Origin of the sequence: Lentzea sp. NPDC058450 (assembly GCF_042721395.1) — a bacterium.
Classification (GTDB): domain Bacteria; phylum Actinomycetota; class Actinomycetes; order Mycobacteriales; family Pseudonocardiaceae; genus Lentzea.
The window spans coordinates 1-19,963 of record NZ_JBHXLO010000008.1 but is presented as its reverse complement, the minus strand read 5'-3'; the positions used below and the strand labels follow the sequence as shown (position 1 = coordinate 19,963).

The 19,963-nt window shown below is 70.4% G+C and carries 23 protein-coding genes and 1 rRNA gene; 2 read left to right on the top strand and 22 right to left on the bottom strand.

Annotated elements, in window-relative coordinates; genetic code table 11:
* Nucleotides 1–133: 133 nt before the first annotated feature.
* From ACFWNN_RS14815 to ald, 6 genes are all read right to left on the bottom strand, one after another.
* On the bottom strand, nt 134–985 hold the full coding sequence (locus ACFWNN_RS14815) for a segregation and condensation protein A (RefSeq protein ID WP_382440429.1): 852 nt from the start codon (nt 983–985) through the stop codon (nt 134–136).
* Nucleotides 982–1,332: a hypothetical protein gene (locus ACFWNN_RS14810; protein ID WP_382440428.1), complete on the bottom strand. Its 351-nt coding sequence runs from the start codon at nt 1,330–1,332 to the stop codon at nt 982–984. The genes ACFWNN_RS14815 and ACFWNN_RS14810 overlap by 4 nt, the downstream gene beginning before the upstream one ends.
* Nucleotides 1,329–2,252, bottom strand: a complete 924-nt coding sequence (locus ACFWNN_RS14805) for a ParA family protein (protein WP_382440427.1) — start codon at nt 2,250–2,252, stop codon at nt 1,329–1,331. Before ACFWNN_RS14805 ends, ACFWNN_RS14810 begins: the two co-directional genes overlap by 4 nt.
* A gap of 101 nt (nt 2,253–2,353) precedes the next feature.
* Nucleotides 2,354–2,683 carry a helix-turn-helix transcriptional regulator gene (locus tag ACFWNN_RS14800; protein WP_285644500.1) on the bottom strand — a complete coding sequence of 110 codons (330 nt, stop codon included), beginning with the start codon at nt 2,681–2,683 and terminating at the stop codon, nt 2,354–2,356.
* A 24-nt stretch (nt 2,684–2,707) separates the two neighbouring features.
* Nucleotides 2,708–3,628 carry a site-specific tyrosine recombinase XerD gene (gene xerD, locus ACFWNN_RS14795; RefSeq protein WP_382440426.1) on the bottom strand — a complete coding sequence of 307 codons (921 nt, stop codon included), beginning with the start codon at nt 3,626–3,628 and terminating at the stop codon, nt 2,708–2,710.
* On the bottom strand, nt 3,592–4,662 hold the full coding sequence (gene ald, locus ACFWNN_RS14790; protein WP_382440425.1) for an alanine dehydrogenase: 1,071 nt from the start codon (nt 4,660–4,662) through the stop codon (nt 3,592–3,594). The genes xerD and ald overlap by 37 nt, the downstream gene beginning before the upstream one ends.
* A 53-nt stretch (nt 4,663–4,715) precedes the next feature.
* Between ald and ACFWNN_RS14785 the strand changes: the two genes are divergently transcribed.
* A complete protein-coding gene (locus ACFWNN_RS14785; RefSeq protein WP_382440424.1) occupies nt 4,716–5,315 on the top strand; it encodes an NINE protein in 600 nt (199 codons plus the stop codon).
* Here ACFWNN_RS14785 and ACFWNN_RS14780 read toward each other — a convergent pair.
* Genes ACFWNN_RS14780 through ACFWNN_RS14770 form a run of 3 tightly spaced genes read right to left on the bottom strand, consistent with a single transcriptional unit; the run spans nt 5,312 to nt 8,010 of the window.
* Complete coding sequence (locus tag ACFWNN_RS14780) at nt 5,312–5,677, bottom strand: DUF2752 domain-containing protein (RefSeq protein WP_382440423.1); 366 nt, start codon at nt 5,675–5,677, stop codon at nt 5,312–5,314. The genes ACFWNN_RS14785 and ACFWNN_RS14780 overlap by 4 nt on opposite strands.
* A 39-nt stretch (nt 5,678–5,716) precedes the next feature.
* On the bottom strand, nt 5,717–6,331 hold the full coding sequence (locus tag ACFWNN_RS14775) for an NUDIX domain-containing protein (RefSeq protein ID WP_382440422.1): 615 nt from the start codon (nt 6,329–6,331) through the stop codon (nt 5,717–5,719).
* Nucleotides 6,328–8,010 (bottom strand): CTP synthase, encoded by a 1,683-nt coding sequence (locus ACFWNN_RS14770; protein ID WP_382440421.1) that lies wholly within the window; start codon nt 8,008–8,010, stop codon nt 6,328–6,330. Before ACFWNN_RS14770 ends, ACFWNN_RS14775 begins: the two co-directional genes overlap by 4 nt.
* Nucleotides 8,011–8,189: 179 nt before the next feature.
* On the opposite strand from ACFWNN_RS14770, the gene ACFWNN_RS14765 reads away from it, so the two are divergent.
* Nucleotides 8,190–8,873: a hypothetical protein gene (locus ACFWNN_RS14765; RefSeq protein WP_382440420.1), complete on the top strand. Its 684-nt coding sequence runs from the start codon at nt 8,190–8,192 to the stop codon at nt 8,871–8,873.
* On the opposite strand, the gene ACFWNN_RS14760 is transcribed toward ACFWNN_RS14765, so the two are convergent.
* From ACFWNN_RS14760 to rrf, 13 genes are all read right to left on the bottom strand, one after another.
* On the bottom strand, nt 8,870–9,808 hold the full coding sequence (locus tag ACFWNN_RS14760; RefSeq protein WP_382440419.1) for a copper transporter: 939 nt from the start codon (nt 9,806–9,808) through the stop codon (nt 8,870–8,872). The two genes, ACFWNN_RS14765 and ACFWNN_RS14760, sit on opposite strands and share 4 nt — an antisense overlap.
* Complete coding sequence (steA, locus tag ACFWNN_RS14755) at nt 9,805–10,989, bottom strand: putative cytokinetic ring protein SteA (protein ID WP_382440418.1); 1,185 nt, start codon at nt 10,987–10,989, stop codon at nt 9,805–9,807. Before steA ends, ACFWNN_RS14760 begins: the two co-directional genes overlap by 4 nt.
* 63 nt (nt 10,990–11,052) lie before the next feature.
* The gene (locus tag ACFWNN_RS14750; protein ID WP_382440417.1) at nt 11,053–11,493 is read right to left on the bottom strand and encodes a hypothetical protein; all 441 of its coding nucleotides are present in this window, start codon (nt 11,491–11,493) and stop codon (nt 11,053–11,055) included.
* Nucleotides 11,490–11,921 (bottom strand): hypothetical protein, encoded by a 432-nt coding sequence (locus tag ACFWNN_RS14745; RefSeq protein ID WP_382440416.1) that lies wholly within the window; start codon nt 11,919–11,921, stop codon nt 11,490–11,492. The genes ACFWNN_RS14750 and ACFWNN_RS14745 overlap by 4 nt, the downstream gene beginning before the upstream one ends.
* Nucleotides 11,918–12,550 carry a hypothetical protein gene (locus ACFWNN_RS14740; protein WP_382440415.1) on the bottom strand — a complete coding sequence of 211 codons (633 nt, stop codon included), beginning with the start codon at nt 12,548–12,550 and terminating at the stop codon, nt 11,918–11,920. The genes ACFWNN_RS14745 and ACFWNN_RS14740 overlap by 4 nt, the downstream gene beginning before the upstream one ends.
* On the bottom strand, nt 12,543–13,139 hold the full coding sequence (locus ACFWNN_RS14735; RefSeq protein WP_382440414.1) for a hypothetical protein: 597 nt from the start codon (nt 13,137–13,139) through the stop codon (nt 12,543–12,545). Before ACFWNN_RS14735 ends, ACFWNN_RS14740 begins: the two co-directional genes overlap by 8 nt.
* Nucleotides 13,140–13,168: 29 nt before the next feature.
* Entirely contained in the window at nt 13,169–14,950 is a 1,782-nt protein-coding gene (recN, locus tag ACFWNN_RS14730) for a DNA repair protein RecN (RefSeq protein ID WP_382440413.1), read from the bottom strand.
* Between the two features lie 80 nt (nt 14,951–15,030).
* Complete coding sequence (locus tag ACFWNN_RS14725) at nt 15,031–15,921, bottom strand: NAD kinase (RefSeq protein ID WP_382440412.1); 891 nt, start codon at nt 15,919–15,921, stop codon at nt 15,031–15,033.
* Entirely contained in the window at nt 15,918–16,715 is a 798-nt protein-coding gene (locus tag ACFWNN_RS14720) for a TlyA family RNA methyltransferase (protein WP_382440411.1), read from the bottom strand. The genes ACFWNN_RS14725 and ACFWNN_RS14720 overlap by 4 nt, the downstream gene beginning before the upstream one ends.
* A 6-nt stretch (nt 16,716–16,721) precedes the next feature.
* Nucleotides 16,722–16,889: a hypothetical protein gene (locus ACFWNN_RS14715; RefSeq protein WP_191300801.1), complete on the bottom strand. Its 168-nt coding sequence runs from the start codon at nt 16,887–16,889 to the stop codon at nt 16,722–16,724.
* Between the two features lie 4 nt (nt 16,890–16,893).
* A complete protein-coding gene (locus ACFWNN_RS14710) occupies nt 16,894–17,688 on the bottom strand; it encodes an HAD-IIA family hydrolase (RefSeq protein WP_382440410.1) in 795 nt (264 codons plus the stop codon).
* Entirely contained in the window at nt 17,685–19,775 is a 2,091-nt protein-coding gene (locus ACFWNN_RS14705; protein WP_382440409.1) for a hypothetical protein, read from the bottom strand. Before ACFWNN_RS14705 ends, ACFWNN_RS14710 begins: the two co-directional genes overlap by 4 nt.
* Nucleotides 19,776–19,870: 95 nt before the next feature.
* Nucleotides 19,871–19,963: ribosomal RNA gene (rrf, locus tag ACFWNN_RS14700) — 5S ribosomal RNA — on the bottom strand; the annotation flags it as partial.

The window sequence follows — 19,963 nt, the reverse complement described above, 5'->3', positions numbered from 1 at the left end:
TCGCTCGGCGCGTTCCCGGCTTCCACAGCGGTCTCGGGCTCCGCGGTCTCGGGTTCGCCTGCCGGCTCGGCGCCGTCGAAGGCCGGGCCCGGGCGGTCGATCTCTGCCGCGTCCGGTCCCACCAGTGGGTCGCTCATCCGCCGTAGTCCTCATCCTCGTCGCCGGCGTGCACCTGTGCCTGCGCCTGTTCGATCGTGCCGCCCACCCAGGTCACCTGCAGCGGGCCCAGGGGGTCTTCCTGTTCGAAGGCCAGTGACTTCTCCCGGTACAGCTCCAGCAGTGCCAGGAACCTCGCCACGACCTGCATGGTCTCGGTGCAGTCGGCGACGATCTCCGTGAACGAGGCCGTGCCCTTCTCGATGAGGAGGGCGCGGAGCTCGTCCGCCGTCTCGCGGATCGAGACCCGGTGCTGGTGGATGTGGTCCGTGGAGAGGGTGCGCTTCTGCTTCGGTCGGAAGGACGCCGCCGCGATCAGGGCGAACTTGTCCGGGGTGACGCCCAGCATCACCTCGGGCAGCAGGCCCTCGAAGCGGGGTTCCAGGGACACCGAGCGCGGGTAGCGGCGGTAGGCGCCCTGTTCGAGCTCGGCGAAGAGTGCTGCCACCTGCTTGTAGGCGCGGTACTGGAGGAGGCGGGCGAAGAGGAGGTCGCGGGCCTCCAGGAGGGCCAGGTCGTCCTCGTCCTCCACGTCGCCGGTGGGGAGCAGGCGCGCCGCCTTGAGGTCCAGCAGGGTGGCGGCGATGACCAGGAACTCCGTGGTCTCGTCCAGGTCCCACTGGTCGCCCATGCCCCGGATGTGGGCGATGAAGTCGTCGGTCACCTGGTGCAGGGCCACTTCGGTGACGTCGAGGGTGTGCTGCGAGATCAGCTGCAGGAGCAGGTCGAAGGGGCCCTCGAAGTTCGTGAGCCTGACCTTGAACTTGCCGTCGTCCGGAGCGGGAACCTCAGCGACCTCGGTGACCTCGGCAGGGGCTTCCTCGGTCACCGCTCGCGCAACCTGCGTACCAGCAACGACTCGTCACCGTGCGACTCGAGGTCGTCCAGCACGATCGCGATCGCCTCGCGGACCACGCGGCCCCGGTCGACGCCCAGGCCGTGCGCGGCGCGCAGCGTCAGGCGGGCCTGTTCGAGGGCGAGGAGCTCCTCGTCGGAGACGTAGACCGTGATCTTGGTGGTGTGCTTGGTGCGGCCGGAGCCTCGGCGTTGCTGCGGGGCGTCCTCCGCCGACGCCACCGAGGACACCGGCGAGACCGGGGAGTCGGCGGGCACGGGCGCGGCAGCGGTCAGCCTGAAGAGCTCCGCCGCCCCTGGCAGTGACGGGCGACGGTTCACCGGGCGATCACCTCGCGGGCCAGCGCGCGGTAGGCGTTGGCGCCGGACGAACGCGGGGCCCAGCGGGTGATCGGTTCGCCGGCCACCGTGGTCTCGGGGAAGCGCACGGTGCGGTTGATGACCGAGTCGAACACGATGTCGCCGAACGCCTCCACGACGCGGGCCATGACCTCGCGCGAGTGCAGGGTGCGCGGGTCGTACATCGTGGCGAGGATGCCGGTGATGTTGAGCTTCGGGTTCAAGCGTTCCTTGACCTTCTCGATGGTGTCGATGAGCAGCGCCACCCCGCGCAGCGAGAAGAACTCGCACTCCAGCGGGATCAGCACACCGTCCGCGGCCGCGAGGGCGTTCACCGTGAGCAGGCCCAGCGAGGGCTGGCAGTCGACCAGCACGTAGTCGTAGTGGTCGATGACGGGACGGAGGGTGCGCACGAGCGTGTGCTCGCGGCCCACCTCCGACACCAGCTGGATCTCGGCCGCCGACAGGTCGATGTTGCTCGGCAGCAGGTCCATGTCGTCGACCATGGTCTTGCGGATCACGTCGGGAACGGCGGTGTCGTTCTCCATGATGACGTTGTAGATCGTGGTTTCGAGCTGGTGCGGGTGCACGCCGAGGCCGACCGACAGCGCGCCCTGGGGGTCGAAGTCGACGAGCAGCACGCGGCGCCCGTACTCGGCCAGCGCCGCGCCCAGGTTGATGGTCGTCGTCGTCTTGCCGACGCCGCCCTTCTGGTTGCAGACCGCCAGGATCTTCGCCGGGCCGTGGTGCAGCAACGCCGGCGGATCGGGGATCACGCGGCGTGGTCTGCCGGTCGGGCCGATGCCGTCGACCTGCTCGGTGGCGACGTCGTCCACCGGCGCGGCGTGCGGGGCCAGGTTCAGGTCGGCACGGGGCGCGAAAGCGTGCTCCGGTGTCGACATGGCTGGCGTTCCCTCACTGGTCGTAGTCGTCTCTCCGGGCGCAGCCTAGGCCGCACCCGTGCGAGCGGCAACGCGCCTCGCCGGTGTTTGTCAAGACTGAGTTAGACCGCGACATCCGTTCGTGTTCGCCTGTCGACGGCGGAGAGCACGACGTCCAGCAGTCCCGGGAACAGCAGATCCAGGTCATCGCGACGCAGGGAGACCCACCGCTGGTTGCCCCGGCAGCGTGTTCGCGTGATGCCCGCCTCGCGCAGCACGCGCAGGTGCTGGGAGAGAGTCGACTTCGCCACGTCAACCTCGAAGGCCCCGCACAGCCGTTCGCCGCTCGACTGGATCTGGCGCACGACCGCGAGCCTTGTCGGGTCACTCAGCGCGTGGAGCACAGCGGCTAGATCAATGGCCTGTGGGGACGGCTCGTCCAAGTTCGGCACCTGCCCACCGTACCCGTGGAAGCCTCATGTTCCAGTGGCCCGAGGGTGTGCAGTTGCGTAGACCTCCCTCAAAGTCGTAACGGTTACCAGTGTGTACACCTGAGTGGTCGTAACGGATGCGTGCCCGAGGAGTTCTTGCACCACCCGAACGTCAGCACCCCCTTCGAGCAGATGGGTGGCGAACGAATGTCGCAACGTGTGCGGAGACACCGCGGAACTGATTCCCGCCTCCTCCGCGGCGGTCTTCAACACCGTCCACGCGCTCTGCCGCGACAGCCTTCCGCCGCGTGCGTTCAGGAACAAAGCCGGTGTGCCACGCCCCTTCGCCGCCAGCGCGGGGCGCGCGCGAACCAGGTACGCGTCCACCGCCGCCAACGCCGGACGCCCCACCGGAACCAGCCTCTGCTTGCCTCCCTTCCCGTCGAGCAGCACGGTGCGCTCGGACGCGTCGATGTCGTCGACGTCGAGCCCCACCACCTCGGAAATTCGGGCTCCTGTCGAGTACAGCAGCTCCAGCAACGCTTTGTCCCTGAGGTTTCCCACAGTTTCGAGGAGGGTGAGAACCTCATTCACAGGTAAGGCTTTCGGCAACCGCTTGGGCGGCGAAGGCGGATGCACGGCCCGTGCGACGTCATGGGGCACAACGCCTTCACGATGCGCAAAGCGGTGCAAACCGCGCACAGCGACCAACGTCCGCGCGGCAGAAGAAGCCGCAAGCCCGCTTTCCCGCAACACGGCGAGAAACTCACTCACCTGCATCTCGGTCACAGCGCCCAGTTCCGTGACACCAAGGGAGTCCAGGTGCTCGGTGTAGCGGCGAAGGTCGCGAGTGTACGAATCGAGCGTGTTGCGAGCGGTGCCGCGTTCCACGGCGAGGTGGTCCAGATAGGTCGCCACCAGCTGAGCGATCACGCCAGCCCTTCCAACACGATCTTCCCGTCCCATGCGTTGACACCCTTGGCCAGCGCCGGATCGCCGGCGACGGCTGTTTCGAAACCCTTGTCCGCCAACGCGATGACGTACGGCAGCGTCACGTTCGTGAGCGCGTACGTCGACGTGTTCGGCACGGCACCGGGCATGTTCGCGACGCAGTAGAACACGGAGTCGTGGACACGGTAGGTAGGCGCATCGTGTGTGGTGGGCCGCGTGTCCTCAAAACACCCGCCCTGATCGACGGCGATGTCCACCAACACGCTGCCCGGACGCATCGTCGACACCAGCTGGTTGCTCACGAGCTTCGGCGCCCGCGCCCCCGGCACCAGCACGGCACCCACGACGAGATCCGCCCACCGACAGGCCTTCTCGACCTCGTACGCGTTGGACGCGATCGTCTGCAGATGCCCGCGGTACACGAAGTCGATCTGCCGCAACCGGTTGACGTTGTTGTCCAGCACCACGACCTCGGCCTGCATCCCGACCGCCATCGTCGCCGCGTTCATCCCCGCCACCCCGGCGCCGATCACCGCGACCTTGCCCGCGGCCACCCCGGGCGCACCGCCCAGCAGCACCCCGCGCCCACCTTGCGCGCGTTCCAGGCAGTGCGCGCCGACCTGGGCCGCCATCCGCCCGGCGATCTCGCTCATCGGCGCCAGCAACGGCAACGACCCGTCCGCGAGCTGCACGGTCTCGTACGCGATGGCTGTAATGCCCGAAGCGGCGATCGCCGAGGTGCACTCGGGCGACGCCGCCAGGTGCAGGTAGGTGAACAGCACCTGGTCGCGGCGCATCCGGTGGTACTCGGGCTCGATCGGCTCCTTGACCTTCAGCACCAGGTCCGCGAGGCCCCACACCTCGTCGGCGGTGACGGCGATCCTCGCTCCCGCCGCCACGTACTCGTGGTCGGGGAACGACGAGCCCGCGCCGGCGTCCCGTTCGATCACGACGGAGTGCCCGCGACGCACGAGCTCGACCACACCGGCGGGCGTGATGGCCACGCGGTACTCGTGGTTCTTGATCTCCTTTGGGACACCGACCAGCATCGTCGCAGCGTATTCCCGATATCGGCACGCTGCATCGGATAACGTGCGGGGCTGTGTCAGAAGCATTCGGGCCAGAGCAGCAGCGCATCGGCAACCAACAGCGCGAAGAGGCGATCACCGCCCTCAACGACCACTTCGCGATGGCGCGGCTCGACATCGGCGAGTACCAGGAACGCGTGAACCGCGCGTCCGGCGCGCAGTCCTACGTCGAGCTCGCGGAGCTGTTCCGCGACCTGCCGCAGCCCCACCCGCCGTTCCTCGCGCCGAACTCGGTGCCGTTCACCGCCGTGCCGCCGCCGCCCGGCTACATGCCTCCGCCCACGCAGGCGTACTACCCGCCGCCGACGGGCCCGCAGCAGCAGTACGCGGTGCCCCCGCCGCCGCCCATGGGCTACCCGGCCCCCGGCGCGCCGTACGGCATCGACCCGTACACGGGCATCCCGCTGTCGGACAAGTCGAAGATCGTCGCGGGCCTGTTGCAGCTGTTCCTGGGCAACCTGGGCATCGGCCGCTTCTACACCGGCCACACCGGCATCGCCGTCGCCCAGCTGCTGACCTGCGGCGGCTGCGGCATCTGGTCACTGGTCGACGCGATCATCATCCTGGTCAACGGCGGCGAGGACTCCGAAGGCCGCAGGCTCCGGGACTCCTAAACACCGGCGAGATTGCGTCCCACGCCCCACACGACCGCAACGACGATGACGGCGACACCGACCACCCGAGGCACGGGTCGCCGTTCTCCCGTCCACTTGGCACGGCTCCAGCGCGCGAACAGCCACAAGACCAGCGGCACACCGAACGCGAGCATCACGGCGTTGAAGTGGAACGCGCTGACGACATCGCCGTGCAGCAACGCGTGCAGCATGCGCGTGACGCCACACGCGGGGCAGTTCAGGCCCGTCAGCCAGTTGAACGGGCACTTGGGGAGCAGGTTCCCCGGCTGGTTCGGGTCCACGAACATCAGCAACGCAGCCCCGGCCGCACCGGCCGCGAGCACGCCGAGGGGTCCCCTCATCCGTGTGAAGGAACCCGTCAGCGTCTGCATGAACCCAACTTACTTCTTGCGCGCGGCGAACCGGGTCGGCCGGTCGCGGAACGGTGCGTCGGCCGGACGCGGCTCGGCCCGTCCCGCCAGCACCTCACGGGCCGCGAGCAGCCCGGCGACGGCCGAGGAGTTCACGATCTCCCCCGCCAGCACCATCCGCACGGCCTCGTCGATCGGGAAGCGGTGGATCTCCAGGTCCGCCTCCTCCTCGCCCTGCACCTCGCGCGGCACCTCGGTCAGCTCCCGCGCCAGGTAGACGCGCACGACCTCGTCGGTGAACCCCGGCGACGCGGCGGAGTCGACCAGCACGTCCCAGCGCGCGGCGTCGAGCCCGACCTCCTCCGCCAGCTCCCGACGGGCACCGATGACCGGCTCCTCGCCGTCGTGGTCGAGCAGCCCGGCCGGCAGCTCCCACAGGTGGCGGCCCAACGGGTGCCGGTACTGGTGGATCAGCACGACCTGACCGTCGGAGTCGACGGCCACGACCGCCACGGCGCCCATGTGCTCGACGACCTCGCGCTTGGCCGTGCCACCACCGGGCATCTCCACGTCGTCGACGCGCAACGCGACAACCCGACCGACGTGCACGTCCGCGCTGGAGACCGTCCGGAAGTCGTGCCTCACTTGGACGCGCCCGCGGTCAAAGGGAGGCGGTCGGCCACCCGGTAGTCGATCGCGGCCTTCACGAACGCCGCGAACAACGGGTGCGGCTTCGTCGGACGCGACTTCAGCTCCGGGTGCGCCTGCGTGCCCGCGTAGAACGGGTGCACGTCGGACGGCAGCTCCACGAACTCGACCAGGCGCCCGTCCGGCGACGTGCCGGAGAACACCAGGCCGGCGTCGGCGAGCTTGCCCCGGTACGCGTTGTTGACCTCGTAGCGGTGCCGGTGCCGCTCGGACACCTCGGTCGAGCCGTACGCCGAAGCGACCACCGAACCGGGCGTGAGCTTCGCGACGTACGCGCCCAGGCGCATCGTGCCGCCCATGTCGCGCTGACCGGAGACGACGTCCTGCTGGTCGGCCATGGTCGAGATGACGGGCGTGCCGCCCTCCTCGAACTCCGCCGAGTTGGCGTCCTCGATGCCCGCGAGGTTCCGCGCGGCCTCGATCACCATGCACTGCAGGCCGAGGCACAGGCCCAGCGTCGGCACACCGCGCGTGCGGGTGTACTTCAACGCACCGAGCTTGCCCTCGATGCCGCGCACCCCGAACCCGCCGGGGACCAGCACCGCGTCCATGCCGGACAACGCCCGTGCGGCGCCTTCCGGCGTCTGGCACTCGTCCGACGGCACCCACTTGATCTCGACCTTGGCGTGGTGCGCGAACCCGCCCGCACGCAGCGCCTCGGTCACCGACAGGTAGGCGTCCGGCAGGTCGACGTACTTGCCGACCAGCGCGATCTTCACCGTCTCGGACGGGTTGTGCACCCGCTCCAGCAGGTCGCCCCACACCGTCCAGTCGACGTCGCGGAACGGCAGCCCGAGGCGGCGCACGACGTAGGCGTCGAGGCCCTCGGAGTGCAGCACCTTCGGGATGTCGTAGATCGACGGCGCGTCCACCGCGGCGACGACGGCGTCGGTGTCGACGTCGCACATCAGGCCGATCTTGCGCTTGAGCGCGTCCGGGATCTCCCGGTCCGCGCGGCACACGATCGCGTCCGGCTGGATGCCGATGTTGCGCAACGCGGCGACGGAGTGCTGCGTCGGCTTGGTCTTCAGCTCACCCGACGGCGCCAGGTACGGAATCAGGCTGACGTGCAGGAAGAAGACGTTGTCGCGGCCGACGTCGTGGCGGACCTGGCGGGCCGCCTCGAGGAACGGCAGCGACTCGATGTCACCGACCGTGCCGCCGACCTCGGTGATGACGACGTCCGGCGTCACGCCGTCGGCGTCCGGCTCCGCCATCATCCGGATGCGGCGCTTGATCTCGTCGGTGATGTGCGGGATCACCTGGACCGTGTCGCCCAGGTACTCACCGCGCCGTTCCTTGGCGATCACCTCGGAGTACACCTGGCCGGTGGTCACGTTGGCTTCGCCGCTCAGGTCTCGCGCGAGGAACCGCTCGTAGTGGCCGATGTCGAGGTCCGTCTCCGCGCCGTCGTCGGTCACGAAGACCTCGCCGTGCTGGAACGGGTTCATCGTGCCGGGGTCCACGTTGAGGTACGGGTCGAGCTTCTGCATCGTCACCCGCAGGCCGCGCGAGGTGAGCAACTGACCGAGGCTGGAGGCCGTGAGCCCCTTGCCCAGGGAAGACGCGACGCCTCCCGTGACGAAGACGTGCTTGGTCGTACGTGCCTGCTGCACCAACGGGGCTCCCGTGAAAATCGTGGGGGCCGAAATCCCCCTATCCACGGGCCATAACGCTAACACGCCGTCCGTCACTCAGCGCACCACGACCCGGCAGATCACATCACCCGATCGGCGCAGCGAGGGGTTTTGCCGAACCTCCCACGGCACGGCCCGGCATCAGGAAAAGTTGTCACGTGACCTTCGACGTGGTGGGGAACGCGGCACTGGCACTGCACGACCGCTCGGCGGCGTGGCGTTTCGTCGAGGGATTCGCGGCCGAGTGGGCCGAGCCGATCGAGGCGAGCGACGGCTGGAACCACGCCGACCTGAACGCCGCCGAGGACCGTCTCGGCGTGCGGCTGCCCGACGCCGTGCGCGACGCCTACGCGTTGTTCGGCAAGCGCCCCGACCTGACGAGCAACCAGGACTGGCTGCTCACCCCGGCCGAGCTGCGCCTCGACGGCGACGTGCTGGTGTTCCGCGACGAGAACCAGTCGGTCGCGTCGTGGGGTGTCGCGCTCGACGCCGACGACCCGCGCGTGGTGGTCAAGCTCGACCTCGTGCACAAGGCGGAGGAGCACTGGGACTCCTGGCTGCCCCGCTTCTCCCTGGCGTGCGTGGAGCTGGTGCTGTCCGAGTCGCTGTTCCGCGACGGGGCCCAGACAGCCGACAGGGAGATGTCCGAGTCGGACATCTCCCTGCTCGAAGCCGGTTTCGCCCTGCTACCGCTGCACAGTCCCGGCACCCGCTGGTTCGTCTCCGACGACCTGGTCGTCCGCGAGGACGAGGGCGAGTGGCTGTGGGCCCGCGCCCGCACCCCGCACGCATTGGAGCAGCTCCAACGGACGCTGCCCGGCGAGTGGACGACCGAGCACTAGCCCGCCGTGCCGGGCGAGGACGCCTCCGCGTTGCCCGCCACGCCGTAACGGCCGGAGCGGCCCTCCAGCTGTTCGCGCAACGCCATCACCACGACGACCTGGCCCGCCGGGGTGTCGGAGTTGTCGACCGTGGACAGGATCGAGGTGGCGGCGGTGTCCGCGCGGACCACGCCGATCGCGCCCGTGCCGTTCGCGGACCCGTTGGCCCCGGCCAGCACCACGCCCGCGCCGGTCCGGTCGAGCTGGGTCGCGAACCGGGCGACGGTCGACGCGCGGTCCGCGGCGGAGTCACCGATCGCGGCACCACCGGTCAGCACGATCGCGAGCTGCGCCGGCTTCACGCCCGAGGTCGCCTTGACGAACCCCGCGTTGGTCAGGCCGGACAGCGCGGACGCCATCTCGTCGGCCGTGGCCTGCGGCTGGTTGGTCGAGGAGTTGAGCAGCAGCAACGTGCCGAACAGGCCACCCGCGCGGGTGCCGGGGTCGGCGGCTGTGGGCAGCTGCGACCCGGCGGGCTGCAACCGGGCCACGAGGTCGCGCAGCTGGTCCCCGCGAGACGGGTCGGTGACCGCGTCGGTCAGCTGGATCTCGCCGGTGACGGTGGCGCCCGCGGACTTCAGCAGGCTCGTGAGCGCGTCACGGTCGGACGGGCGCGCATCGGCCGTGGTGACGATGACGACCGTGCGGTCGGTGAGCCGGTCCTTGACCGCGAGCGGGCCGACGGACGAGGCGAACTTGTCCGCCTCGGTCAGCTTGGCGTTCAACGCGTTGCGGTCGTTCTGCAGGTCGTTCACCTGCTGTGCCAACGAGTTCTTCTCGTCGCTCAGCCCGGACAGCAACCGTCCGCTGATCGCGGTCGACCCCAGCACGACGCCGACCGCCAGCGCGAGGAACACGGCGGTGATCGAGACTATGTGGTAGCGCAGCGTGATCACGAGAAGAACCCCTTGAACCAGTTGACGACGGATTGCCAGCCGTCGACCACGATGTCGACGTAGACGTGACCGACGCCGGACACCGCGAGTGCCGCCACCATGGCGACGACCGCTGCGGTCACCAGCAGGACGATCACGCCCAGCGAGACCCGGCTGCGGTGCAGGGTCGCGACGGCCTCCCCGTCGACGAGCTTGCTGCCGAGCTTGAGCCTGGTGAGGAACGTGGAGGGGTTGGAACCGGAGTGGCCCCGGTCGAGGAACTCGCGCAGCGTCGCGCGGAGGCCCACCGTGACGACCAGGGACGCGCCGTGTGCTTCGGCGAGCAGCAACGCGAGGTCCTCCGCGTTGCCGGACGCGGGGAACGTCACCGCGCCGATGCCGAGGTCCTGGATCCGCTGCAGGCCCGGCGCGTGGCCGTCGGTCTGCGCGGGCACGACCACCTCGGCGGCCGCGCGCAACGACGCGGTGCCGATGCCGTCGGGGTCGCCGACGATGATGTCCGGCTTGAGCCCGGCGTCGTGCAGGGTGTCCGCGCCGGTGTCGACACCGATCAGCACCGGCCGGTACTCGCGGATGTACTTGCGCAGCTTGCGGAGCTCCTCGGCGTGCGACGGGCCGCCCGCGACGACGAGCACCTGCCGGTCGCGCATCGGCACGTACACCTCGGGCACGCCGACGCCGTCGAGCACGAGCGCGCGTTCGCGGCGCAGGAACTCGATGGTGTTGGCGGAGAACGCCTCCAGCTGAGCCGACATGCCGGCCTTCGCCTCGATCATCGCGTCGGCGATGCTTTCGGCGTTCTGCTCGATCCCCTTGGCGAGCTCGCGTTCCCCGGCGTACACGACACCTTCGTGCAGCCGGATCTTCGTGCCTTCCTTGATCTCCCGCAGCGCGACCGCGCCGACGTTGTCGATCAGCGGAATGCCGGCCTCGATCAGCAGTTCCGGGCCGAGGTTGGGAAAACGCCCCGAAATGGACGGCGAGGCGTTCACGACGCCGACGACCTCGGCCGTGACGAGCGCTTCCACGGTGCGCCGGTCGAGGTCGACGAGGTCCATCACCGCGATGTCACCGGCACTGACGCGCCGGACCAGGTCGCTCGCGCGCCGATCAACCCGCGCGACGCCCGTGACACCGGGAAGTTCGTGGTTGGTGCGGCTCAGCAGCCCGGAAAGCTTCATGGGCCGATAGTGACTCACGGTGCCCACGCGACAGGTGAGGCACGCCGGGCAATTCCAGGCGGCTCAGTCGTCGGGGTGAACTACTACGGCACCAAACGCCAGAACCACCGCGGCGATGAGGACCCAAATGCCGTTGCCGAACCCGGCTTCCAGCGCCGGGTCGATGGCGATGTTGCCTTCCTTGTGAAAGCTGATCGCGTTCAGCAAATACACGAACAACATTCCGGTGACGCCCGCGAGGGCCGCCGCTCCGGCATAAGCGACTTTTCGCCACCTGATGCCCGCGAGCACCGCGGCGGCCGCGAGCACGACCGGGACGGCGAACAACGGGCCGTGCTCGTCCTTCGTGCCACCGAACTGCGTGCTCCACCCCGTGGTGACGTACGAGGTCTGCGGCTGGCCGGGCGCGAGCCTGATCAGCAGCTCCGAGAACGGCAGCAGCGTGGCGCCGACGGCGGCGGCCGCGGCGAGCACGAACAACGCGGTTCCGACGATCTTCCTCATGCCGCCTCCCGTTGCAGCGCAACGGCTCCGGCGAGCGCGACCAGCGTTCCGACGGCGAGGAACACCAGTCCGAACCCGACCGCGAAGTCGGCCTGCTGCTCGAGCGCGTGGCCGCGTTCGGACACCACCAGTGCGCCGATGATCCCGGCCGCGCCGAGCTGTCCGGCCGCGCCGGCCAGTGCCGCGCGGGTGACCCAGACGCCCGCGACGAGCAACGCGAGCGTGACCGCGACGGGGACGCCGTACCAGGGCGACAGCTCACCCGCGGGCCAGTCTCCGGGCTTGTTGAGGATCTCGGTGCCCCACGCGCGGACGACGACCTCGACGCCCCCGGCGTACCCCGTGGAGTACCAGGGCAGCACGAGCGCCGTCGCGGTGAGCACCACTCCGGCCGCGATCAGCGCGATCGCCGTGGGTCTGCCGATCACCGGGTCTCCTGCTGGGGTTCGTCGTGCGGGATGGCGAGCCCGAACGGCGGTGTGTCGTCGTCGTTGCCGAGCTGGTGCACGACCACTCCGTCCTCGTTCTCGTCGTCTTCTTCTTCGGTCTCCGCGGGTTCGGGGTGCCGTCGCTGCGCGAGTGCCGCACCGACGACCGCGATGACCGCTGCCACGACCAGCAGGTACAGCGCGGAGTGGTAGACGAGCTCCTGGCTCTCCCGCGCGTCGGTCTGGGGCGGGACCTGGGACCGGATGATCCGCTCCATCGACCGCAGCTCGGTGACGTAGAGGAACACGACACCGGCGAGGAACCCGGCACCGCCGGCGGCGAGCGGCCGTCCGGCGAACGCGGTCCGGTCGCGCACCAGCAGTACGACGGCGACCACGATGATCACCAGCGACCAGACGACCGGCCACCCGGCGGCGAAGAGGGCGGGCTGGTCGGGAGGACCGTCCGGCGGCTCCGAGTTGGTCGTCCACAACGAGGTGACGATCTTGAGATCGAGCGGCCCGAAACCCTTGTAGACCATGCTGTAGGTCGGCTGGAGCGAGCTGACCGCAGCCAGCAGGGCCGCCAGCCCGAGCAGCACCGGGGCGAGCTTGCGTCGATCAATCACTCTTCGGCTCCACAATCACCGGATACCCGTACGGCGGGGTGTCCGTGTCGTCCGCGTCGTCGGCCTGGTGGATGACCGCGCCGTCACCGGTGTCCGGCCGGGGTTCGGGACGCGGCAGTTCCTGGTGCAGCACGGCCGCGACGGCGGCGAGGCCCGCGGCGATGATCAGCATCGTGACGCCGTCGCCCTGCTCGACCTCGATGGGCACGGGCGAGTCGAGCGAGCCGAGCTCCTCGATCAGGCCCTGCACCCGCACGACGGCGGACCAGGCGGCCCCGACCAGCAGACCGGCGCCGAGCAGCGTGCCGACGCGCATCGCGGGCACCCGGAACGCGAGCACGGCGGACACCAGCATCACGACCGCGGCCCCCACCACCGGTTCCCCGTACTCCAGGGGTTTGAGCAGCAGGAACTCGCGGAAGTCGTCGCGTTCCACGGCCCACGTCGTCGCCTCGAAGCGCAGCGTGCGGCGGTTGACCACGAACTGCACCGAGTAGGCGTTCAGGAACGTGGCCACCACCGCGAGCCCGGCCGCGACGCACACCAGCACCGCCCCGAACACGCGGCGCGTCGTCACAGATCCGGTCACCCTGCCCATCATGCCGAACGTGAGCGCTGTCAGCCCTTCTTCTTGCGCCTGCGCACGACCGGCGCCGACGACTTGTCGGCCTTGGCCGCGGCCAGCAGCTCCTCGGCGTGCGCGCGACCGGTGTCGGTCGAGTCCATGCCGGCGAGCATGCGGGCCAGCTCGACGACCCGTTGCGTCTCGTCGAGCTTGCGCACGGCGGACCGCGTGAACGTGCCGTCCGCGGACTTGTCCACGACGAGGTGCCGGTCGGCGAACGCGGCGACCTGCGGCAGGTGCGTCACGACGATGACCTGGTGCGAGCGGGCCAGCCGGGCGAGCCTGCGCCCGACCTCGACCGCCGCTCGGCCACCGACACCGGCGTCGACCTCGTCGAACACCAGCGTGGGCACCGGGTCGGAGTGCGACAGCACGACCTCGAGCGCGAGCATGACGCGCGAGAGCTCACCGCCGGACGCGCCCTTGTGCACCGGCAGCGCGGGCGCGCCGGGGTGCGAGATCAGCCGCAGCTCCACGTCGTCCACGCCGGACGAGCCCGCGTGCAGGATCGAGCGGCCGACGGTCAACGCCTGCGCGTCACCGGCCTCGGCGTGCCGGGGCCGGACGGCCAGCTCGACCGTGGCGTGCGGCATGGCGAGCCCATCGAGCTCCTCGCTGACGGCCTTGCCGAGCTCCAGCGCGGCCTCGGTGCGCGCGGCGGTGACCCGTTCGGCCAGGCCGGCCAGTTCGACGGCCAGCTCGTCGCGCCGGGTGGCCAGCGCGGTCAGCGCCTCCTCCGACGTGTCGAGCCCGTCGAGCCGGGCGCGGGCGTCGGCGGCCCAGGCGATCACGCCGTCGACGTCCGCCGCGTACTTGCGGGTCAGCGCCTTCAGCTCGGCCTGCCGTTGCAGCACGGCCTCCAGGCGGCCGGGGTCGGCCTCCAGGTGGTCGAGGTAGCCGGAGATCTCGGCACCGACGTCGGCGAGCAGCGTGGCGGCCTCGACGAGACGGGGTTCCATCTCGCGCAGCTTCGGGTCCTCGGACGCCGACAGCCGGCGGGCGGCCTCGGAGATCAACCCGAGCGCGCCGGGGTTGTCCGGGTCGCCCTCGAGCGAGCCGGACACCGCGAACTGCGCGCCCTGGGCGGCTTCGCGGAGCTGGTCGGCGTCGGCGAGGCGACGCGCCTCGTCGTGCAGTTCGGCCTCTTCGCCGGGCTTGGGGTCGACCGCGTCGATCTCGGTCAGCCCGTGCCGCAGCAGGTCGGCCTCGCGAGCGAGCTCGCGGGAGCGTTCGGTGCGTTCGCGCAGCTCGGTCGAGACGCGCAGCCACTCCTCGCGGACCGACTGGTACGCGCGCAGCGGCTCGCCCACGTCGTCGCTCGCGAACCTGTCGAGCACACCGCGTTGCTCGGTCGGCCGCATGAGCCGCAGCTGGTCGTTCTGCCCGTGCACGGCGATGAGCTGCTCGGCCAGTTCGGACAGGACTCCGACCGGCACGGAACGGCCACCGACGTGCGCGCGCGAGCGGCCGTCGGAACCCACGGTGCGGATCGCGATCAGCGACCCGTCCTCGTCGGCCTCGCCGCCGACCTCCTCCGCCACCTTCGCGGCAGGGCTGCCCGCCGGAGCCTGGAAGCGGCCTTCGACCACCGCTTTGTCGGCCCCGGTACGCACCCGCGAAGCCTCTGCTCGGCCACCGCCCAGCAGGTGCAACCCGGTCACGACCATGGTCTTGCCCGCACCCGTCTCACCGGTGACGACGGTGAATCCGGGATCCAGTTCAAGGGTGGCCTCGTCGATCACGCCAAGGCCATTGATGCGCATCTCGGCCAGCACAGGGCGAACCTTACTTGTCGACTCCGACATTTCCTCGCGGGCACCATAACGAGCGAGTGCCGACGCACCGAGCGGCGCGATCAGCCTGCCGATGGTCCCCGCCAGCCCTTCACCGGCAGGTCGAACTTCTCGACCAGCCGGTCCGTGAACGGTGCCTGGCGCAGCCGCACGACCTTCAGCGGTATCGCGCCCTCCACGATCTCGATCCGCGCGCCCGCGGGCAGCTCGAACGTGCGCCGCCCGTCCGCGGACAGCGCCGCCGGGTGCCCGGTCGCCTCGATCTCGAACGCCACGTGCGACTTCGGCGAGACGACCAGCGGTCTGGCGAACAACGCGTGCGCGTTGCTCGGCACGACCAGGATCGCCTGCACGTCCGGCCACACGACCGGTCCGCCCGCGGAGAACGCGTAGGCGGTGGAGCCCGTGGGCGTCGCGCACAGCACGCCGTCGCAGCCGAACGCCGACACCGGCCGTCCGTCGACCTCGACGACGACCTCGAGGATGCGTTCGCGGATCAGCTTCTCGACGCTGATCTCGTTGAGCGCCCAGGTCTTCACGACGACCTCGCCGCCGACCTTGGCGATCAGGTCGAGCGTCATGCGCTCTTCCACGAAGTAGTCGCGTTCCAGCACGTGCCCGACGGCCTCGTGCAACGCGTCCGAGTCGGCCTCGGCGAGGAACCCGACGCGGCCGAGGTTCACGCCGAGCACCGGCACGCGCGCGGGACGGGCCAGTTCGGCGCCGCGCAGCAGCGTGCCGTCACCGCCCAGCACCAGCACGAGCTCGGTGCCCTCGGCGGCGTGGTCGTCGGCGGGCACGACCTTGGTGCAGCACGACGGGCCGAGGTCTCGTGCCTCGTCGTCGAGCACCCTCGTCGTGACGCCTCCGACCGCGAGGCGGCCGGCGACCTGACGGGCGAGATCGATGTTGCTCTGGTGACCGGTGTGGACGACCAGCAGGACTTCCCTCATTGGGGCCCTTCTTCGACGGCGGTGCGCACCATCTCGTCCGCGGGGACCGGTTCTCCCTTGCGGAGCCAGAGGAAGTATTCGACGTTGCCGGACGGGCCGGGCAGCGGGCTCGCGACGACCCCGTGCACGGCCAGGCCGAGTTCGGCTGCCGCCCTGGTCACGTCGAGCACGGCGTCGACGCGGAGCTCGGGCTCGCGCACGACGCCACCGGAGCCGAGGCGTTCCTTGCCGACCTCGAACTGCGGCTTGACCATCGGCAGCAGATCGCCTTCCTCGTCGAGGCACGCGGCCAGTGCGGGAAGCACAAGCCTCAACGAGATAAACGAAAGATCGGCCACCACGAGTTCAACATTGCCGCCGATGTCCTCGGGCGTGAGGGTGCGGACGTTGGTCTTGTCCTTCACCACGACCCGGTCGTCGGTCTGCAGCTTCCAGTCGAGCAGACCCCTGCCGACGTCGGCCGCGACGACCTGCCGTGCGCCCTTGCGCAGCAGCACGTCGGTGAAACCGCCAGTGGATGCTCCCGCGTCGAGACAGCGCTTTCCGGTCGGGTCGATGTGGAACCCGTCGAGCGCGCCGATGAGCTTGTGCGCTCCCCGCGACGCCCAGTTGGGGTCGTTGGCGATGTCCTTGACGACGACCGCGTCGGAGGTCTCCACGGCGGTCGCGGGCTTGGTCGCGACGGTGCCGCGCACCTTCACGCGCCCGTCCGCGACGAGTTGGCTGGCGTGCTCACGGGACCTGGCGAGCCCCCTGCGCACGAGTTCGGCGTCGAGCCGCACCCTGCGAGGCACTGTGCATCACACCTTGTCGATGCTCGACAGTGCGTCGGTGAGCGTCGCGTGCACCGCGTCGAACCGGCCCACGTGCTCTTCCAGGGGAACGTTCTCAAGCCCGTCGAGCCGCTCCAGCGCGCCTTCGATGGCGTCGGCCGGGTTCGGCGGCGGTCCGGGCAGGGGGTAGCTCACGGTCTTACGGTAGCCGATGCAGTACCGACAGGTCCGCGCCGACATACGTGGGCTTTTGCTCATCCGGAAGCGCTTGCGCCTCTTGTTCGGTCGATACACCCGTGAGCACGAGCAGTGAGTCCATGCCGGCGTTGACGGCGCCCAGGACGTCGGTGTCGAGGCGGTCGCCGATGACGAGCGGGCGGTGCGCGCCGAGGTCCTTGGCCGCCTGCTGGAGCAGTGGCGTGGCGGGCTTGCCGGCGACCAGCGGTTCCTGGTCGGTCGCGGCCCTCAGGGCGGCGACGAGGCTGCCGTTGCCGGGGAGGAGGCCGCGTTCGGTGGGCAGGGTGGCGTCGACGTTGCACGCCACCCACAGCGCGCCGCCCCGGATGGCCACGGTGGCCTCGGCCAGCTCGCGCCAGCCGAGGTCCATCGAGAGGCCCTGCAGGACCGCCACCGCGCCCTCGGCGGTGTCGGTCGGGACGAGCCCGCGCTTCAGCACCTCGGCCTGGAGGGCCTTGGTGCCGAGCACGAGCACGGTGGAGCGCTTCGGCAGGCGGTCGGCCAGCATGGCCGCGCCCGCCTGGGAGGAGGTGCTCACCTCGTCGACGTTCGTCTCGAACCCGAGCTCGACGAGGTGATCCGCGACCGCCTGTGGTGAGCGGGAGGCGTTGTTGGTGACGTAGCGGATGCCGACGCCCTTGCTCCTGGCCGCCGCAATCGCTTCGGCGGCTCCCGGCACGGCCTCGTTTCCGCGGTAGACGGTGCCGTCGAGATCGATCAGCAACGCGTCGTACCTGTCGACCAACGTCTCGCTCACTGTTCCGGCGTCTCCTCCTGGGTCAGCTCGAACGCGCGCTCGGCGGCGTCCGTCTCCCCTTCGTCGTCAGCCTCGGCGGCGTTGAGGAACCACTTGACGGCTTCCTCGGTACGCCCGGCCGCGGCCAGGTTGTCGGCGTAAGCGTAGAAGAGCCGCGCGGAGTAGGGCGTGCGCTGCCCCGGGTCGAGGTCCGGCCCCTGCAACGCGACCACGGCCGCGTCCAGCTGACCCATGTCCCGGCGAGCACCGGCCGCGACGATCCGCAGCTCGATCTCGTCCTCCTGGCTGAGCTCCTTGGCCGCCGGGTCCTTGGCGAGGTCGATGGCCCGCTCCGGCCGGCCGAGGGCCCGCTCGCAGTCGGCCATGATCGCCAGGTGGCCCGGTCCGGGCATCATCCGGCGGGCGGCCCGCAGCTCGCTGAGCGCCTCGGACCACTCGTCCGCGAAGTACGCCGTCAGTCCGGCGGCCTCGCGCACGACACCGACCCGCGCCGCCTTGCTGCGCGCGTACCGGGCGTGCTCCAGGGCGAGCTCGGGCTCCTCGTCGATCAGCAGCCCGGCCGCGGCCAGGTGCTTGCCGACGAGCTCCGCGAGGCCCTTGGGGAGGCTGCGCAGCTCGAGCTTGATCTCGGGGTCGAGCAGCGACAGGTCGGCTTCCTCGGGCAGCTCGGGCCGTCCGCCACGGGGCGCGGGCGCCTCGTCGCGAACCTCTTCGGCCTCGCCGCTCTCGTCAGCGTCGTCGTCGCCCTCGTCGTCCTGGGTGGCGGCCTCGACGTCGGCGACCTTCTCGGTCTCGTCGTCCTCGGTCTCGTCGTCGCCCGCGTCCTCGGCGGCGGTGTCGGCCTTGGCGGCCTCACGGCCGGCGGCGCGGGTGGCGGCGGCGCCGTCCCCGAGCCGGTAGCCGGCGCGCTCGCCCTGCTCGGTCACCTCGGCCTCGGCACCGTCCTCGACGGCGTCCTTGGCGGCGGCGTCCTGCTCGGCGATGCGCTCCTGGAACCGCGCGGCCCGCTCACGGCTGCGCTCGTCGCGCTTGTCGTCACTGGCCGAACGCTCGTCGGACCGGACGTCGTCCCGCGCGGCCTCGTCCTTGCGGTAGCCACCGCGGTCGTCGTCGCGCCGGAAACCGCCCCGGTCACCCGAGTCGTTCTTCCGGTAGCCGCCCCGGTCGCCGGAGTCGTTCTTGCGGTACCCGCCGCGGTCACCGGAACCCTGGCCCCGGTGCCCACCGCGCTCGTCGTCCCGGCGGAAGCCGCCGCGGTCGTTCGAACGGTCACCGCGGTACCCACCGCGGTCGCTCGACTCGCTCTTGCGGTAGCCGGGACGGTCGCCCGAGCCCTGGCCGCGGTATCCACCGCGCTCGCCGCCACGCTCGTCATCGCGCCGGAACCCACCGCGGTCGCTGGAACCCTGCCCGCGGTACCCACCACGGTCACCACCGCGATCGTCCTTGCGGTAGCCACCACGGTCGCCGGACTCGCTCTTGCGGTAACCGGGACGGTCACCCGAGTCGCTCTTGCGGAAGCCGGGACGGTCGCCGGAACGCTCGCCGCGGAATCCGCCGCGATCACCGGAGCGGTCGTCCTTGCGGAAGCCGCCGCGCTCGCCCGAGTCGTCCTTGCGGAAGCCGGGACGGTCGCCGCGGTAACCGCCACGGTCACCGGAGTCGTCCTTGCGGTAGCCACCGCGGTCGCTGGAGCCCTGGCCCCGGTAGCCGCCACGGTCGCCCGAGTCGTCCTTGCGGTAGGCCGGCCGATCGCTGCGGTAGCCGCCGCGGTCGCTCGACCCCTGGCCGCGAGAGGCGCCGCGGTCGCTCGAACGGTCGCCGCGGTAGCCACCGCGATCACCGGAGTCGTCCTTGCGGTAGCCACCACGGTCGCTGGAACCCTGACCGCGGTAACCGCCGCGGTCGCCTGAGCCGGCGCGGTTGTCTCGACGGTCGCCGCTGTTGCTGCGGTCGCCGGAGCCTTCACCACGCTGGGAGTTGCTGCTGAACTTTCGATCGCCTGACGTACGGCCACTGTCGGAATGGCGCGGTCGGTCTCCCTGGCCACGCTGACGGTCGCCGGGACGATCCCCGAACCTGGACACCAAATCCTCCTACTTACTTGGACACGCTGAAAGGGGCCTGTGAGCGATGCACTGTAATTGTGCCCCGCGATCACAAGCCCCTTCAGGGAAGTAAAGTTCGGCGGCGACCTACTCTCCCACACCGTAACCAGTGCAGTACCATCGGCGCAGAAGGGCTTAACTACCGGGTTCGGAATGGGACCGGGTGT